At 54.8% G+C, this 15,543-nt stretch carries 14 protein-coding genes; 2 read left to right on the top strand and 12 right to left on the bottom strand.

Going from position 1 to position 15,543, the window contains the following annotated elements:
- Positions 1 to 22 precede the first annotated feature (22 nt).
- The 6 genes from tar to HV157_RS24625 all read right to left on the bottom strand — a co-directional run bounded on the left by tar (position 23) and on the right by HV157_RS24625 (position 7,002).
- Positions 23 to 1,687 (bottom strand): methyl-accepting chemotaxis protein II, encoded by a 1,665-nt coding sequence (gene tar, locus HV157_RS24650; protein ID WP_020883382.1) that lies wholly within the window; start codon positions 1,685 to 1,687, stop codon positions 23 to 25.
- Between the two features lie 84 nt (positions 1,688 to 1,771).
- Positions 1,772 to 2,734 carry a spore coat U domain-containing protein gene (locus HV157_RS24645; protein ID WP_182269092.1) on the bottom strand — a complete coding sequence of 321 codons (963 nt, stop codon included), beginning with the start codon at positions 2,732 to 2,734 and terminating at the stop codon, positions 1,772 to 1,774.
- A complete protein-coding gene (locus HV157_RS24640) occupies positions 2,731 to 5,115 on the bottom strand; it encodes a fimbria/pilus outer membrane usher protein (protein ID WP_182269091.1) in 2,385 nt (794 codons plus the stop codon). Before HV157_RS24640 ends, HV157_RS24645 begins: the two co-directional genes overlap by 4 nt.
- Positions 5,091 to 5,852 (bottom strand): molecular chaperone, encoded by a 762-nt coding sequence (locus tag HV157_RS24635; RefSeq protein ID WP_182269090.1) that lies wholly within the window; start codon positions 5,850 to 5,852, stop codon positions 5,091 to 5,093. The genes HV157_RS24640 and HV157_RS24635 overlap by 25 nt, the downstream gene beginning before the upstream one ends.
- 16 nt (positions 5,853 to 5,868) lie before the next feature.
- Positions 5,869 to 6,417, bottom strand: coding sequence for a spore coat U domain-containing protein (locus HV157_RS24630; RefSeq protein WP_020883379.1), 549 nt, complete (start codon positions 6,415 to 6,417; stop codon positions 5,869 to 5,871).
- A 12-nt stretch (positions 6,418 to 6,429) separates the two neighbouring features.
- Positions 6,430 to 7,002 (bottom strand): spore coat protein U domain-containing protein, encoded by a 573-nt coding sequence (locus HV157_RS24625; RefSeq protein WP_020883378.1) that lies wholly within the window; start codon positions 7,000 to 7,002, stop codon positions 6,430 to 6,432.
- Positions 7,003 to 7,432: 430 nt separating this feature from the next.
- Between HV157_RS24625 and HV157_RS24620 the strand changes: the two genes are divergently transcribed.
- Positions 7,433 to 8,692 carry a dicarboxylate/amino acid:cation symporter gene (locus HV157_RS24620; RefSeq protein WP_025203835.1) on the top strand — a complete coding sequence of 420 codons (1,260 nt, stop codon included), beginning with the start codon at positions 7,433 to 7,435 and terminating at the stop codon, positions 8,690 to 8,692.
- A gap of 189 nt (positions 8,693 to 8,881) precedes the next feature.
- Here HV157_RS24620 and cheW read toward each other — a convergent pair whose 3' ends face one another.
- The 6 genes from cheW to flhD all read right to left on the bottom strand — a co-directional run bounded on the left by cheW (position 8,882) and on the right by flhD (position 14,311).
- Positions 8,882 to 9,385, bottom strand: coding sequence for a chemotaxis protein CheW (gene cheW / locus HV157_RS24615; protein ID WP_020883376.1), 504 nt, complete (start codon positions 9,383 to 9,385; stop codon positions 8,882 to 8,884).
- 19 nt (positions 9,386 to 9,404) lie between these two features.
- Positions 9,405 to 11,438: a chemotaxis protein CheA gene (gene cheA, locus HV157_RS24610; protein WP_014170675.1), complete on the bottom strand. Its 2,034-nt coding sequence runs from the start codon at positions 11,436 to 11,438 to the stop codon at positions 9,405 to 9,407.
- A gap of 4 nt (positions 11,439 to 11,442) precedes the next feature.
- Complete coding sequence (gene motB / locus HV157_RS24605) at positions 11,443 to 12,372, bottom strand: flagellar motor protein MotB (protein WP_014170676.1); 930 nt, start codon at positions 12,370 to 12,372, stop codon at positions 11,443 to 11,445.
- Entirely contained in the window at positions 12,369 to 13,256 is an 888-nt protein-coding gene (motA, locus tag HV157_RS24600) for a flagellar motor stator protein MotA (RefSeq protein WP_008500417.1), read from the bottom strand. Before motA ends, motB begins: the two co-directional genes overlap by 4 nt.
- A 123-nt stretch (positions 13,257 to 13,379) precedes the next feature.
- Complete coding sequence (flhC, locus tag HV157_RS24595) at positions 13,380 to 13,958, bottom strand: flagellar transcriptional regulator FlhC (protein ID WP_014170677.1); 579 nt, start codon at positions 13,956 to 13,958, stop codon at positions 13,380 to 13,382.
- 2 nt (positions 13,959 to 13,960) lie between these two features.
- Positions 13,961 to 14,311 (bottom strand): flagellar transcriptional regulator FlhD, encoded by a 351-nt coding sequence (flhD, locus tag HV157_RS24590; protein ID WP_020883374.1) that lies wholly within the window; start codon positions 14,309 to 14,311, stop codon positions 13,961 to 13,963.
- 795 nt (positions 14,312 to 15,106) lie between these two features.
- On the opposite strand from flhD, the gene uspC reads away from it, so the two are divergent.
- Entirely contained in the window at positions 15,107 to 15,535 is a 429-nt protein-coding gene (gene uspC, locus HV157_RS24585) for a universal stress protein UspC (RefSeq protein ID WP_014170679.1), read from the top strand.
- Positions 15,536 to 15,543 lie beyond the last annotated feature (8 nt).

The raw sequence follows: 15,543 nt of genomic DNA, 5'->3' as shown, positions 1-15,543 counted from the left end.
GCAGCCGCGGTTTAAATGTCAGTCAAAATGTTTCCCAGTTTTCATGTCCGGTCGTCGCTGCAGGTTTACGGGTCGCTGCCGCTGCTGCGGCAGGCGCGAGATACGTTGCTTGCGGGGTGACCGTGTTTCCAGCGAGTGAAGCGAGACGAAACGCCGAGACGGCCATCTTCAGACGGCTTGCCTGGTCTTCCAGCGCAGCGGCCGCCGCAGCGGACTCCTGCACCAGCGCGGCGTTTTGTTGTGTCACGCGATCCATTTCCGATACCGCCAGAGCGACCTGGTCGATACCACGACTCTGCTCATCAGACGCAGAGGCGATTTCACCCATGATGTCCGTTACGCGGGTAACGGCATTCACGATGTCATTCATGGTTTCCCCTGCGCTTTCTACCAGCACGGAGCCGGTATCGACGCGGGAAACGGAGTCTTCAATCAGGGCCTTGATCTCTTTCGCCGCGTTGGCACTGCGGCTGGCAAGGTTGCGCACTTCCCCGGCCACCACGGCAAACCCGCGACCCTGCTCGCCCGCACGTGCGGCTTCAACGGCAGCGTTGAGGGCGAGGATATTGGTCTGGAAAGCGATGCCGTCGATAACGCTAATGATGTCGGCGATTTTCTTCGAACTGTCGGCGATTTCGTGCATGGTTTTCACCACGCCGTCCACCACGCGACCGCCTCGCTGCGCCGTTTCGGACGCGCTTTCCGCCAGCTGTGAGGCCTGACGGGCGTTGTCCGCGTTCTGCTTCACGGTCGCGGTAAGCTGCTCCATGCTGGCGGCGGTCTCTTCGAGCGCCGACGCCTGCTGTTCGGTGCGCGACGACAGATCGTTGTTGCCCATCGCAATTTCGCTGGTACCGGTATAAATGGCTTCCGATCCGTTACGCACGTTGGCGACGGTCTCAATTAGCGAGCGCTGCATATGATCAACGCTGTTTGCCAGCTCGGTAATTTCATTGCGCCCGGAGACGGTCAGCGTTTTGGTCAGGTCACCACCGGCAATCTCGCGAATGTGGGCAATGACGCGACCGAGAGGATTAAGCAGGATGTGGCGAATGCCGTACCACACGCCCACCAGCACGATGACCAGCGCCAGCGCCATGACGGCCATCTGCCATTTGGCAAAGCGGTAATCATTCTGGCTTTGCGTAAAGGCCGAGTGATACAGGTCGCCACTGGCTTTGGCGTATTCCCCGAGTGCCGCACCAAGGGCGTTTTGCATCCCCTGGGTAGGTTGCGCGAAATACGCGTCCATGTTGCCGCTTTCCAGGAACTGAATAAGCTCCGTCAGACCGGCATAGTAGGCGTTGTACTTTTCATCGATATTCTGGCTCACCTGCGCCATGGCAGGCTGTGGCGTGATTTTCTTAAAGGCGTCGTAGTGTTTCGCGGCGTCAGCAAGGGTCGCCCGCGCATTTTTCAGCAGTTCCGTTTTCGCACTGCTCTGCTGATTATTTGGATCCATCATCATGCGGGCGGAAGAGCGGCTCAGGTTGATACGCGTTTGCAGCATCAGATCCCACGTCGACGTCAGTTCACTCTGCTGTACGCGGAGATCGTTCGAGGCGGCGAAACTGTCCTGGTTTTGTTTAAGTGACGAGAAAAAAAGCCCGCCGGAGGTAAGCTGAAGAAGTGCGAAAATGACCAGCACCATCATAAGCATTGTGACAACGCGGATACGGTTCAACATACAACACCTTCTCATAGATTTATTAACGGTGTTATCGGCACTGACTACAGGAACTTTACATTTGAGAAAGGGAAAAGCGCGGGGTTAAAACGCAACGTCAACGATCAGCGTATCGGTATAGGTGCCGGCAGGCGGCGTAGACTGGCTGGTAAGGACTTTGGCAGTGTAGTTGTAGGTTCGCAATAAACCGTCGGTACTGACCTGCGAGGAGGTTGCGCTGGTCCAGCGCTCGGTACCGCTGCCACCCCAGCGGTTGGTCGTGGCTTCTTTATAAATGTCGTAACTCATGTAGTTACTGCCGCTCACCATGCGGCGAACATTATTCAGCGCGTTGGCGCCATTATTAATTCCGATAGTGTAAGTGCTTCCTTTGGTACAGGTGACGGCAATCGCCTGCGAGACGGTGGGGAAACTTTGCACCAGCGGCGCACTGTTGAAGTTGACGTCCGGCGTGGTCATGGCGCTGCAGTCGTTGGTGACGGTCATGTTGAGAAGAATACTGGTGGTCGCCGTGCCTGTCTGGGGAAGGGTGCAAAGGCCCAGCACGCCCACGGAACAGACGCTGTAGTTGATGCTGAAGGTGAGCAGCACCTGATAGGGCCCGGCCGTGACGTTTTGTCCGGCAACGGTGCGGAAATAAAGCGGAATGCTGTACTGTTTTGACCCCAGTAATCCCAGCAGGGTGTTGCCGCTCCAGGTATAAGCTTTGCTGATTTGCACTTCGCTGTTGCCCGAACACCCCGTTAACCCGCACAACCGGGTGGGGATCACATCCGTGATGGCCGCATTGTCGGTGCGTTTCATGGTGGCACGGCTGTTGCCTGAAACCGACGCGGCGGTGTAGTTCAGCGTCACCGAGTCGTTGGTCAGAAGATTGAGCACAGCGTCGCATGCCACGATCAGCCTGCCGGTGGTTTCGACCTCCCCGGTTCCGCTGAGCGCGAACGAGGTGACGCTACCAAATGACGCATTTACCGTACTGACGGTACACGCCGCCCAGCCGCCGCCGGAAAACAGCAGCAGCATCAACAGCAGTAAGCGCTTCACCGTTCCTCCCGGCAAATCAGCGGTCCGTATGTCTGCAGTTTATGTTCCGGATTGGCCCCCACGGTCAGCGTGGCCGAGCAGTGTTTTCCGTCTGGCGTAATCACCTCAAGCGGATTCACATCGTTGAGATTTTCCAGCCAGGCGATGCCGTCATACCCCACCACCGCATTGTTGCGCGAGGCGCGTCGAACCTGGCTGCCTACCGGGATAGCCTGCCCCTGCTTGTCATGCAGAATGACGCTTGCCACCCGCTCCTGCTCCATCGGGAAATCGACCAGATAACCGCTGTGGCGGCGAATAGCGATCCGCCGCTCTGTCTCTTTCAGCCGGGTATCCGCGGGCAGATTCAGGGTATCAATGCGATAACTGGCCGGGTAATAAGCCGATACCCCGCTGACCAGCAGGTAGCCGTTATTGTTCGTTTTGCCGACCGGCTGGTTCTCATAGCTGACGGGAACGTCCGAGTGACCGTCGGTGCTGATCACCACAAACGCATCGTTGATTTTATTTGCCGCAAACAGCTCGCCGTCCATCAGCACAACCGCGCCCATCGCCTCTCCCCACCAGGTCATCATGCCCCTTTCGCCATAACCACCGCCCTGAAGTTCGATGTTGTTATTGCGCCAGCCCAGCGTTCCCTGTTGATAATCATTGGCTTTCGACTGGTTGGCCCATGCCATGTTCCAGCTAAAGCCACCGTCGGAAGGCATGGAGTGGTTGTAGTTGATACGCTGCGTGCTGCCGGCATCTGGCGTGTTTTCATAGGTTACGGCGGCACTGTCACGCTCTCCCAGCGGCACCTGAAGCGACATGGCCACCGTCCAGTCTCCCCGCTGCTGATCGCGGCTTGCAGCCAGATAAATACTGCTCGCCCCCCACAAATTGCGGCTCCAGGAGAGATTCAGCAGTTCGGTTTTTTGGTTGTCAAAGCTCTCCACGCCGATCCAGGCAGCACCGAGACTGCCATATTCGCCCAGGTTAAAGGTGAGAGAGTACTGGTCGGTGTTGCGACTAAAACTGGCGATGGGCCGGTCATTTTCGTCATAGACCGTCGGTTGGTCGTAGAGGGCGAGGTTGCCAAAGTCGCGATCGCGCCGCGTATGCTGTGTCGCTACACTAAATTCACTGGTACTGTACTGATAGCCCCAGTTGATTTGCCCGCCATTATCTCCGCGCATGCGGCTTTGAGAGTACGCGGTATTCACGACGCCAAACCGACCCAATTTAACCACCGTCCCCATCCCACCCAGGGCCAGCGTTTCTGCCCCTTCGGCATGGCCCTCCAGCGTCAGCCAGTCCGTAACGCCATAGCGATACGACCCACTACCCGCCGCCGGGCCGTAGTCAAAATTCTTGATGCCGTAATTACGCCGCAGGCTGCCGAGCGTCACCGCCCCGTCGCTCAGGCCTTGTTTCAGCAATTCGCTGGTGACGTAAAACGGCAGCGTGGTACTCACCTGGCGCCCCAGCGCATCGGTGGTGACCAGTACCGCGTCCCCTGCTCCGTTGATATAGGGCAGATTGGTCAGGGTGAACGGTCCCGGCTGAAGCTGGGTCGAGCCGGAACGATAGCCATTGATAAAGAGATCCACCGAGGTGGGAACCGCCGCTTCGCCCGAGAACTCTGGCAGTGGCCAGGTCACGAGATCAGGACGCAGGGAGAAATCCCGCCCGTAGCTGATCCCGCCCATGCGCACGCTGGTGCTCCAGCTCAGGGCATCGCTGATCACATCCCCGACGGTCCAGGTCGTTGCCTCGTCCTCGTTCGTCATCAGAAGCGTCGTGTCATAGCGCACATACCCTTCCTGCTGACCGTCGTTTCCGGTGAAATTTTCCCGGGCATAGCCGGTTGAAGAAAAGGAGCCGTTCTCATTGAAGTAGCGGAATTCATGCCAGAGCGAGGCCTGTCCGCCGACATGTTCCGTATGGTTGGTGTAGAGATCGTAATTAAGCAGTGCTCCCCGCCCGAAGTGCGGTTTGCTTTGTGACATTTGTCCGCTGAAAGGGGTCACGCGTGAGGCGACCCAGTCGGCCGGAACGCCCAGCAGCAGACGCTGCGCGGCGCTGTCGTACTCAACGCGCACCTGCGGCAGGGTAGAAAGGTTCACGTCTCCGGCAGGCACATGCTCCGGCGGAAGCCCTGCCCGCAGCAGGTCGGCGCTGGAAATAAAGAATGCCCCCTCGCGCTGCGTCACGGGCACCACCATACCGGTGTCGTAGTGATTCAACACAATCGAGAGCTGAAAGACCGCTTCGCCGTTCAACGCCTGAGCCTGCGGCGGCGGCGGTAAACTGTCATCGCCGGGCTCAGCCCAGGTGCTGGTACTGACGCAGAGCAGGATCATCATCGCCGGTTTCAGTTGACGGGCGTCGACTGCCATTGCGTATCCCTGGCATTGATCTGCGCGCTCAGCCGGTCTGGCTGGCCTATTCCGGCCGGGATTGACCAGGTGCGGGTGCTGCCCACAAGAACATACCCGAGTAATCCGTCTGCAACCGTCCGCTTCTGCCCGCCCTGCTCCAGCGCCACCTGGCTGAGTTTGACGTGCACATCCCCCTGATTACGGACCTCCAGGGCAGGATGTCCCTTCTCCTGCGTCACCCGCCAGCTCAGATTTTTGGTCTCCACCAGCGCATGATGCGCCCCCTCTTTGAGGGTCGGGATCCCCTGTCCATAAACAAACAAAGGAATGGAGTAGCGCATTTGCAATTTCAGGCCAATGGCCGGCTCGGCTTTGGCATCTGGCTGGGGGATTTCATCCACAATAATGCGGTAGGCCTGTTCGACGCCGAGCGGCACCGTACCCTGCTTAATCAGACGAATAAGCTGCTTACTGCCTTTGCCAATGGTGACGATGGGCGGGCTGGCCACCACGTCCTGCTGTGCGGAGTAGCGTTCATAACCGCCCTCCTGCTTCCAGCGCACAATGCGGACCTGCATTGTCGTTGCGCTGTTCCCCTGATTCTGGATCCATAATTCAGTGGCTTTGGCATCCGCTGACAGCCACGGATCGATGGGCCACAACAGAATGGTTGCCGCCGCCTGCGCCTGGCCTGTCGCCGCAGCCATTCCCCCCAACAAACTCACCAGACAAAGGTGTCTGAAAAATGGCTTCATCGACTGTCTCCCTTTATCACCATGACAAGGTCACGGTGAGCTGATCAGAATACGTTCCTGCCGGGCTAAACCCGGTCAGCAGCGCCACGCCAAAAAGCGGCAGCGCAATGTTATTACTGTTGGTATAGGTCACCGGTATTGCCTGATTGACGCCAATTTCGCTGTTCGCCGCCAGCGAACTGCTGCTGTAAAGGCGATATCCCACCACTTCCGTTCCCCCTGAGCGCTTCATACGCCGAACGGAGGAGTAATTCTGTCCGCCATTAATGCTCATACTCAGCGCCACACCGGGCGTGCAGGCGATGGACAAGGCCCCGTTAGGCACAAAACTGGTGCTCACCGGGGCACTCTCCACCCCGTTGTGGGTACCGAAATCGAGCGTACCGAAAACTCCTCCGCTGCCCGTGGATATCGCGCACCCGGGCACAATGGTCGCGCTGACCTTAAATGACTGTGACGTCACAGCACCCGCCGCAGGCACCAGCATCAGGCAGACGATCAGCGCGTACAAAGGGTGCACGATCCCCTCCGCGCTGTTGCGCAGACGCAAAATGGATGCCTTCATGGCTGCGTGAAACTAGTAGGTGACGCTGACGTTAATCGTGTCGGTGTAGGTACCCGGAACGACCGTAACGCTGTTACCGCCCCCGGTAATGCGCCCGTAAAGTGTGTAACTGTCGATGCCCCCGGCGGTTGACGCTATTGGCAGTGCCGCGTTGTTGGCAACGACGTTGTTAAATCCGCTGTCGCTATACAGGCTGTAAGCCACACCCTGTGCAGCATTGGTGGTGTTGACCAGATAGCGCGCAGGCGTGCCTGGCGTCCCCACAACGGTACCCGGCGCGGTGGAGTTGGTATTCCCGGTGATCGCCACCGTATAGCTGGCGGTCGTACATTGAATGGTGAACGTGTTACCGCCGCTGGCACCGGTCAACTGCGTCGTCAGGGTGGAAAACGTTGCGGGATGGGTGCCGAAATCCAGGGTCCCGAAGTTAATGCCATTTTGCGTGGGCGAGCCGTTTATCAGACAACCGTTCGTCAGGGTTAACGTCGCGCCAATAGTACCGCTGCTGGTCACCGCCAGCGCCTGTTGGGCTGTTGTCGCCGTCAGCAACGTGCCTGCACAGATCAAAAGGAGTTTTCTTTTCATTTACCACCCTCCAGAAGACATTTCCGTTCGCTTGCCACATTTTATTTTTGCTGTTCAAGATGTTAGCCCCACTTAACGTTCCTCTTCCGGGGGTTATTGAGAATTTAGTTTATGGATACCGCTTCGACCACCCGCGCCGTGGAGGGCAAGACTAATGGCTTATTGACTGAATATTTATTTATAAAACAGGATGTTAATACTTTGTGAATGCCTTATTTCTCGTATATGCAGAGGATATATCCATCGAAATGTGATCTGCATCACAATATATCGTCGAGGCGTTAACAACAAAATTAATAAAAATTAAAAACTAGTTGTATCTCCCTCCGCTTTACTTCAATTTATGTGCCGAATAATTTCCTGCGTCGTAATAAAAAATCTATATGCATCGGCGCAGACGGCAACCAAAGCGCATAGAGGGTCTTTTTTCGTGGCAAGTGCAAACAAACTCACACTCTTCATCGTGATATTCATGCTGGCGGGTATTCTTTCAGGGGCGGCGATTCATGAGTATGCCTCTGCGGATGCCATCAAAGCATGGTCGGATAACATCACGCTGCTGACCGATATTTTCCTGCGTCTGATTAAAATGGTTATTGCGCCACTGGTCTTCAGCACGCTGACCGTGGGCATTATGAAACTGGGTGAAACCTCCACCATTGGTCGCGTGGGCGGCAAAGCGATGGTGTGGTTTATTAGCTCATCCGTGCTTTCCATTCTGGTGGGACTGTTTATCGTCACGCTGGAGCGCCCGGGCAGCGGCCTGAACCTGGCTATCCCGAAAGAGGCGGTAGACACCGGCCTTGCGGTGGGGGGGATGACGCTGAAAGCGTTCTTGTCCCATACCATTCCGACCAGTATCGCCGGTGCGATGGCGAACAATGAAATCCTGCAGATTGTGGTCTTCTCTATGTTCTTCGGCATCGCCGGCGCGTCGCTGGGGCAAAAATTCAATGCCCCGCTGGTGGCCGCGCTGGATGTGGTCTCCCATATCATGCTGAAGGTGACGGGTTACGTGATGTACGTCGCCCCGCTGGCCATTTTCGCCGCCATCTCATCTGTGATTGCCACTCAGGGTCTGGGCATTCTGCTGAACTACGCCTCCTTTATTGGCGGCTACTACGTGGCAATCCTTCTCACCTGCATGGTGCTGCTGGCCGTCGGTTATATGGTGCTGAAGAAAGAGGTGTTCCGCCTGGTCAGCATGCTGAAGGACCCGGTGCTGGTGGCGTTTACCACCAGCAGTTCAGAAGCGGCGTATCCAAAAACGCTGGAACAGCTTGAGCGTTTTGGTTGCTCGCGCAATATCGCCTCCTTCGTTCTGCCGATCGGTTACTCCTTTAACCTGGTGGGCTCTATGGTGTATTGCTCTTTCGCCTCGATGTTTATCGCCCAGGCGTACAATATTCACCTGAGCTTCACCGAAGTGACCGTGCTGATGCTGACGCTGATGCTGGCTTCAAAAGGGATTGCGGGGGTGCCTCGTTCGTCGCTGGTGGTCCTGGCGGCAACCATCCCGAGTTTCAATATTCCGGTAGCGGGTATTTTGCTGCTGATGGGGATCGATCATTTCCTGGATATGGGACGTTCAGCGATTAACGTGCTGGGTAACGGTATTGCGACTGCGATGCTGTCGCAAAATGAAGGGGCCCGTGAAGCGGAGACTGAGCTGGTAGAGCAGGAAGCGTAACGGGTTGGCGGAATGGTTTCGTTCATCTTAAGACCAGCAGAAAATACTACGTCTGCAGGAAGTGAATAAGATAAGGGGGCTGCAATAGCCCCCTTAATACGTTCACCGCAGCGGGCGAATCAGATAACCGAAATGCCCGACTGAACGAAACGGTTCCACGAAAGCCTCACAGAACCGTTTAGAGAAACATTACGCCACGTGATTCGTCGCGATATCCAGCAGCGCCATCTCATCACTGTTCAGCAGCTTCTCAATATTCACCAGAATCAGCATACGTTCACCCAGTGCTCCCAGCCCCGTCAGATACTCGGTAGACAGCGTGACCGCAAACTCCGGCGCCGGACGGATTTGATCGGACGTCAGGGACAGCACATCAGATACGCCATCCACCACGATCCCAACCACGCGCTGCCCCAGATTCAGGACAATCACCACGGTGTTTTCGTTATAGTCCACGTCGCCCTGGCTGAACTTCACGCGCAGGTCAACGATAGGCACAATCACACCGCGCAGGTTGGTGACACCTTTAATAAAGGCAGGCGTGTTCGCGATGCGGGTAACCTGGTCGTAACCACGAATTTCCTGCACTTTCAGGATATCGATGCCGTACTCCTCATCGCCTAAAGTGAATACCAGGAATTCCTGCCCTGATGGCTCGCCCGCCAGTTTCGTTACATTACTCATACCGGTCATGTTATTACCTTCTACTTAATCAGGCGGCTGTGTACGCCACACGTTGTTCACGATTTAATCCCTGAAGCGCCGACACATCAACGATCAGCGCCACGCTACCGTCACCCAGAATAGTGGCGGCAGAAATACCTGGCACTTTGCGGTAGTTGCTTTCGAGGTTCTTCACGACCACCTGGTGCTGGCCAATCAGCTGATCAACCAGCAGCGCGTAGCGGCGACCCGCACTTTGCAGGATCACCACGATCCCCTGCGTGGCCTCGGTTTTCGCGCCATCCACTTCGAACACTTTCCACAATTCGACCAGCGGCAGGTACTCACCGCGCACTTCAAGAACGCGCTCGCCACCCGCCAGCGGATGCAGATCTTCTTCACGCGGCTGCAGCGATTCCATCACTGCGTTCAGCGGCAGAATAAAGACTTCGTCCGCCACTTTCACCGACATGCCGTCGAGGATTGCCAGCGTCAGCGGCAGCAGGATACGAATGGTGGTGCCGGAACCTTGCTTAGACTTGATCTCAACGTGGCCGCCCATCTCCTGAATGTTACGCTTCACCACGTCCATTCCCACGCCGCGGCCGGAAACGTCCGTCACCTGCTCTGCGGTCGAGAAGCCTGGCGCGAAGATCAGCATGCCCACTTCTTCGTCAGTCATGTTTTCGTTGACCGCCATTCCCTGCGAAATGGCTTTCGCCAGAATGCGCTCTCGGTTCAGGCCCGCACCGTCATCGGTCACTTCGATGCAGATGTTCCCGCCCTGGTGTTCGGCGGAGAGGATCAGATTCCCGACCGGGGATTTTCCGGCGGCAATGCGGTTTTCCGGCAGTTCGATACCGTGGTCGAGGCTGTTACGCACCAGGTGCGTTAACGGGTCGATAATGCGTTCGATCAGGCTTTTATCCAGCTCGGTGGAGCTGCCCATCAGCGTCAGTTCAATCTGTTTATTCAGTTTACTGGCCAGGTCACGCACCAGACGCGGGAAGCGGCTGAAGACATATTCCATCGGCATCATACGAATGGACATCACCGATTCCTGCAGGTCGCGGGCATTACGTTGCAACTGCCCCATGCTGGTGATCAGATCGCCGTGGGTCACCGGGTCCAGTTCGTTAGACCGCTGTGCCAGCATCGACTGGGTAATCACCAGTTCACCCACCAGGTTAATCAGCTGGTCAACTTTCTCGACGGCGACACGGATGCTGGTGGATTCACTGGAACGCGCGGCCGGTTTGTCACCACGGCCTGGCGCGGCAGCATCTTTTGGCACCGCTTTCAATACCGGCGCCGCAGGCGCAACGGCAGGTGCGGCCGCCTGAGGAACAACCGCCACCTCTTCCACTGCCGCTGGCACGTCAACCGCCGCCGTTTCGGTTTCAAACGCGATCTGGTCGGCTTCGATAACAAAGCACAGGACCGCCACGATATCGTCCTGGCTGATCCCCTCTTCCAGCGTCGCACTCAGGCTGTCTTTGCCTTTCACCACGTTGCTTAATTTCGCCAGGTTACTCAGTTCTTCTTCAAGAAGGTCAACTTCGTTCTCTTTGAGGCGAGACAGCACCACGCGCACTTTACTCGCAGCGGCGGCCGGGGCCGCCTCTTGTGCGGTAACGGCATCGACAACGCTCAGTTTAGCTGCCGGAACAACGGCTGCGGCTGCGTCACCTTTGGCTTCCAGCGCGAGCTGGCGCAGCGCATTGCAGATGTATTCAAAGCTGGCGGCATCAGGCTCTGCCGAGCTTTTATAGGCGTCGAGCTGTTCCTGCATAATATCTTTGGTTTCCAAAAACAGGTTGATAATGTCGGTATTGAGCTGCATCTCACCGCGTCGTGCTTCATCCAGCAGGTTTTCCATTAAATGGGTCGTTTCCTGCAGGATGGTAAATCCAAACGTTCCGGCTCCGCCTTTAATCGAGTGCGCCGCACGGAAGATGGCATTGAGCTGCTCGGAGTCCGGTGCTTCAGGCACCAAATCCAGCAAGTGTTGCTCCATATCGGCCAACAATTCGTCGGCTTCATCAAAGAATGTCTGGTAAAAATCGCTAATATCCATGCTCACGCTATCACCTCGGATTGGCTGGTGGCGATGTTGGAACGGCAGCCGAAGGAACGGCCCCAGGCTGTTTTAAATCGTCCAGTGACTCATTCTGACTTTCGGCGTTTTCGTGCAGGATGGCCTGCTCCGCCTGCTGGTTCAGCACTAAAAGACTGATACGACGGTTGATGGCGTCATCCGGCCCGCGGTCAGTGACACGCATGGTTGATGCCATGCCGACCACGCGCAGTACCTTGCCATCATCAAGCCCACCTGCCACCAGCTCGCGACGCGAGGCGTTGGCACGATCGGCAGAAAGCTCCCAGTTGCTGTATCCCTTCTCACCCGTGGCGTACGGGAAGTCATCCGTGTGTCCAGACAGGCTGATACGGTTAGGAATACCGTTCAGCACTGGCGCAATGCCGCGCAAAATGTCGCGCATGTATGGCTCAACTTCCGCGCTGCCCGTTTTGAACATCGGGCGATTCTGGCTATCAATAATCTGTATACGTAAACCTTCCTGCACCAGATCGATCTTCAGGTGTGGTCGCAGGGCACGCAGTTTAGGATCCGCCTCAATCAGCTGATCGAGATCGCCGCGCAGTTTCTTCAGGCGTGCTTGCTCCATGCGTTTTTTCAGCTCGTCGATGTTCGGCTCTTTCTTCACCTCACCCTTCTGCTGGGTGTAATCATCGCCGCCGCCAGGGATCGGGCTGTCGCTGTTAGAGATTCGCTGCCCACCGGTCACGGCGGTCGCCAGCGGCGTTCGGAAATACTCGGCAATCTGGATCAACTCTTTCGGGCTGGAGATGGAGATGAGCCACATCACCAGAAAGAATGCCATCATTGCGGTCATAAAATCGGCGTACGCGATTTTCCAGGAGCCATGCGCGCCGTGCCCATGCCCCTTGTGCTTGCGTTTTTTTACGATGACGATCGGATGGGACTGATTTTTCATGCGTCCTCAGTTGTCGTCTGTTGGTTTGGGTTTTTCACCGCGCGCACGTGTTCTTCAAGCTCGATAAACGACGGGCGCTCGCTGGAATAAAGCGTTTTACGGCCGAATTCAACTGCGATAGGTGGCGCATAACCGTTGAGGTTAGAGAGCAGCGTGATCTTCACGCACTGCATCATTTTGGTCGTTTCCGCGCTCTTCTGACGCAGAACGCTGGCCAGCGGAGAGATAAAACCATACGCCAGCAAAATACCGAGGAAGGTGCCCACCATCGCATGCGCAATCAGCGCGCCCAGCTCTGCCGCAGGACGATCCGCCGAGGCCAGCGCGTGTACCACGCCCATCACCGCCGCGACGATACCGAACGCAGGGAGGGAATCGCCCACCAGCGCCAGGCTGTTTGCCGGCACTTCGGATTCGCTTTCATGCGTTTCAATCTCTTCGTCCATCAGCGCTTCGATTTCGAAGGTGTTCATGTTGCCGCTGATGATCAGTCGCAGGTAATCGACGATGAAATCCAACATCATTGCGTCAGCGAGAATGCGCGGGTAGCTGGCAAAAATTTCGCTCTCTTTCGGGTTTTCAATATCCCGCTCAAGCGAGAACATACCCTGCTGACGCGACTTCGCCATCAGACGATAGAGCAGCGCAAGCAGATCCATATACATGCTTTTGGTGTATTTAGAGCGACGGAACAGCAGTGGAATAGCTTTTAGCGTGCCCTTGATCGATTTACCGTTATTACCAACGATAAAAGCCCCTACCCCTGCGCCGCCGATGATAATAAGTTCAGCCGGTTGATAGAGTGCTCCAAGGTGCCCGCCGGTCATCATGTAACCGCCGAAAACTGTACCGAGAACTACCAGGTAACCTAATAAGATAAGCACGACATCATCCTTCCGCTAGTGACTATGGCAAGGATGTTCAGCTCGCAGCGTTTACCGTTTGCGGGGTAAAAAAAAGCAGCGGTAATTGCTTACCGCTGCTGGAATCTTGCCCACACGTTCGGGTTAAACAGCTTGTTCGATCTGTTCATCCAGCAGTTGTGGAATAATATCGGCAGCTTCCCGGGAAAGTTTACGTCTTTTTACTGCTCGGGATGGAGGCTGGCATAAACTACAGGCGAAGCTGCCTGCAGGCTGATGCGCATGGGTAATAAAATTGCCATCGCAGCAGTTACAGCGCGACAGCTCAAGCATTCCGCTTTCAACAAAACGCACCAGCGTCCATGCGCGGGTGAGCGCCAGCAAAGGACCCTCGTCCTGCTGCGGGCATTGTTCAAGGTAAAGTTTATACGCTTTGATCACGGCATCAACGCCGCTACACAAACCGGTTTTGAGAAGGTACTGCCAGGCATTACAGAACATGGAGGCATGAATGTTCTGTTCCCAGGTCATAAACCAGTCCGTTGAAAACGGCAGCATTCCTTTCGGCGGGGGACTACCACGTAACTCTTTATACAATTTGATGAGGCGACCACGACTCAGCTGAGTCTCGCTTTCCAGCATTTGTAAACGAGCACCGAGCGTAATCAGCTCCATTGCTAACTGTATGTCACGCGCTTCCTGAACAATGCTTTTCTCGCTCATTGCTAGGCCCTTTTCTTACGGGCTGCGTCATCAGGCTGGCTGATTTCGGTAAGCAAGCGAGTGGAAAGAAGAATACCGGTATGGATCTGTTGAAGATCGTCAACACGGGAATCCTGCGTCAGACGCGTGATAGTCTGAGGATTGTCAAAACGGAACTGGCAAACCAGTTGGTTTGTTTCCGCCAGTTTAACCATTTGAGGAAGGGTTAACCCACCCAGCATGGTTGCCATTTCTTCATTAATACCCAGACGAAACATCGCGGACGCCTTGTCCTGACTAATCAAACGCTGCGCGAGCAGTAAATACGACAAATTGATGTCATAGATATGTTTTAGCAACTCGGATGTATGCATTGTTCCCATCCCGAATAACCAACTATTATTTTTATGCGGAAAGACCGCACCCCGTGATGTCGCCGGGAAATCACCCGGTATAAAAAAGAAAAGGCTAAATGCATAGTCGAATTTAGGTTTGTATTCATTGAAACGCGCAACAGCTGAAACGCGGTTACGTCTCTTACACGTTTTATCATTTCTTACAAATAACTAAGATTTTTCCTAATTCGACGCAAACTCTACTCGTCAGTTTTGACACATACAATGCAGCCACCCCCAAATTTAAAAAAATGTGATCTACGTCACACAATTTAAGTGAATATCTCCCATAAATCCATCAGTATGACTTGTAAATTGGTTATTTTTTGAACGATCGACACTGTTTTCTATTCTTTATGGGCGAATACTCATGCAGGAGTATGAGCAGAAGTGGCATGACATGTGCTGTTCGAAACGTGTCAGCGACCGAATGCGCGTTACACCGAATCCATCGTAAGGTCACATTTTCATTATCTATAAAAAACATGTAGTTATGCAAAACGCCTATAACAATTGTTTCACATGGTAATCATTAGAAATGTGTTTATAACGCGTTAAAACGATTTAACACAGGAAACGTAAAAAAGTGTGATTCAGGTTAAGTTGTTAATTTTTTTCATTTAGGCACGTTTTCCCGTTATTCTTCTTATAAGAATAATTAATGAATAATTATGATTAGCTTCACACTTATGTCGTATTCACCTCTTGCAGATCCGGTGAAATCGCGGTAATGGTGACTAAGACGCTGTCTTTCAGACACCTAAGGAGTGCGTTATGAGTTACTCCCATCTTCTTGTTTCTGTTGCGGTTTCGCCCGAAAGCCATGAACTCATCGCCCGGGCGGTTTCCATTGCCAGACCGCATAATGCCCGTATCAGCCTGATCACCCTCGCGGCCGAGCCTGAGATGTATAATCAACTGGCTGCCCCCATGCTGGAAGATATTCGTGAGGTATTACAGGAAGAAACGCAGCAATTTATGCGCGAGCTGGTAGAAAAGGCGCAATATCCTATATATGACACCATTATTGCGACAGGGGAGCTTAATGCGCATATTCTCAGCATATGCAGTAAGCAGAATATTGATTTAGTAATATGCGGGAATCATAACCACAGCTTTTTTTCTCGCGCAGCCTGTGCGGCGAAATCGATTGTGGCGTCAAGCCAGGTGGATGTGTTGTTAGTGCCTCTTGGGGGTCGTTAAACCCCCAG

It is taken from the genome of Enterobacter sp. RHBSTW-00318, from assembly GCF_014101375.1.
Lineage (GTDB): Bacteria > Pseudomonadota > Gammaproteobacteria > Enterobacterales > Enterobacteriaceae > Enterobacter > Enterobacter ludwigii.
This window is presented reverse-complemented; position numbering and strand designations above follow the sequence as displayed.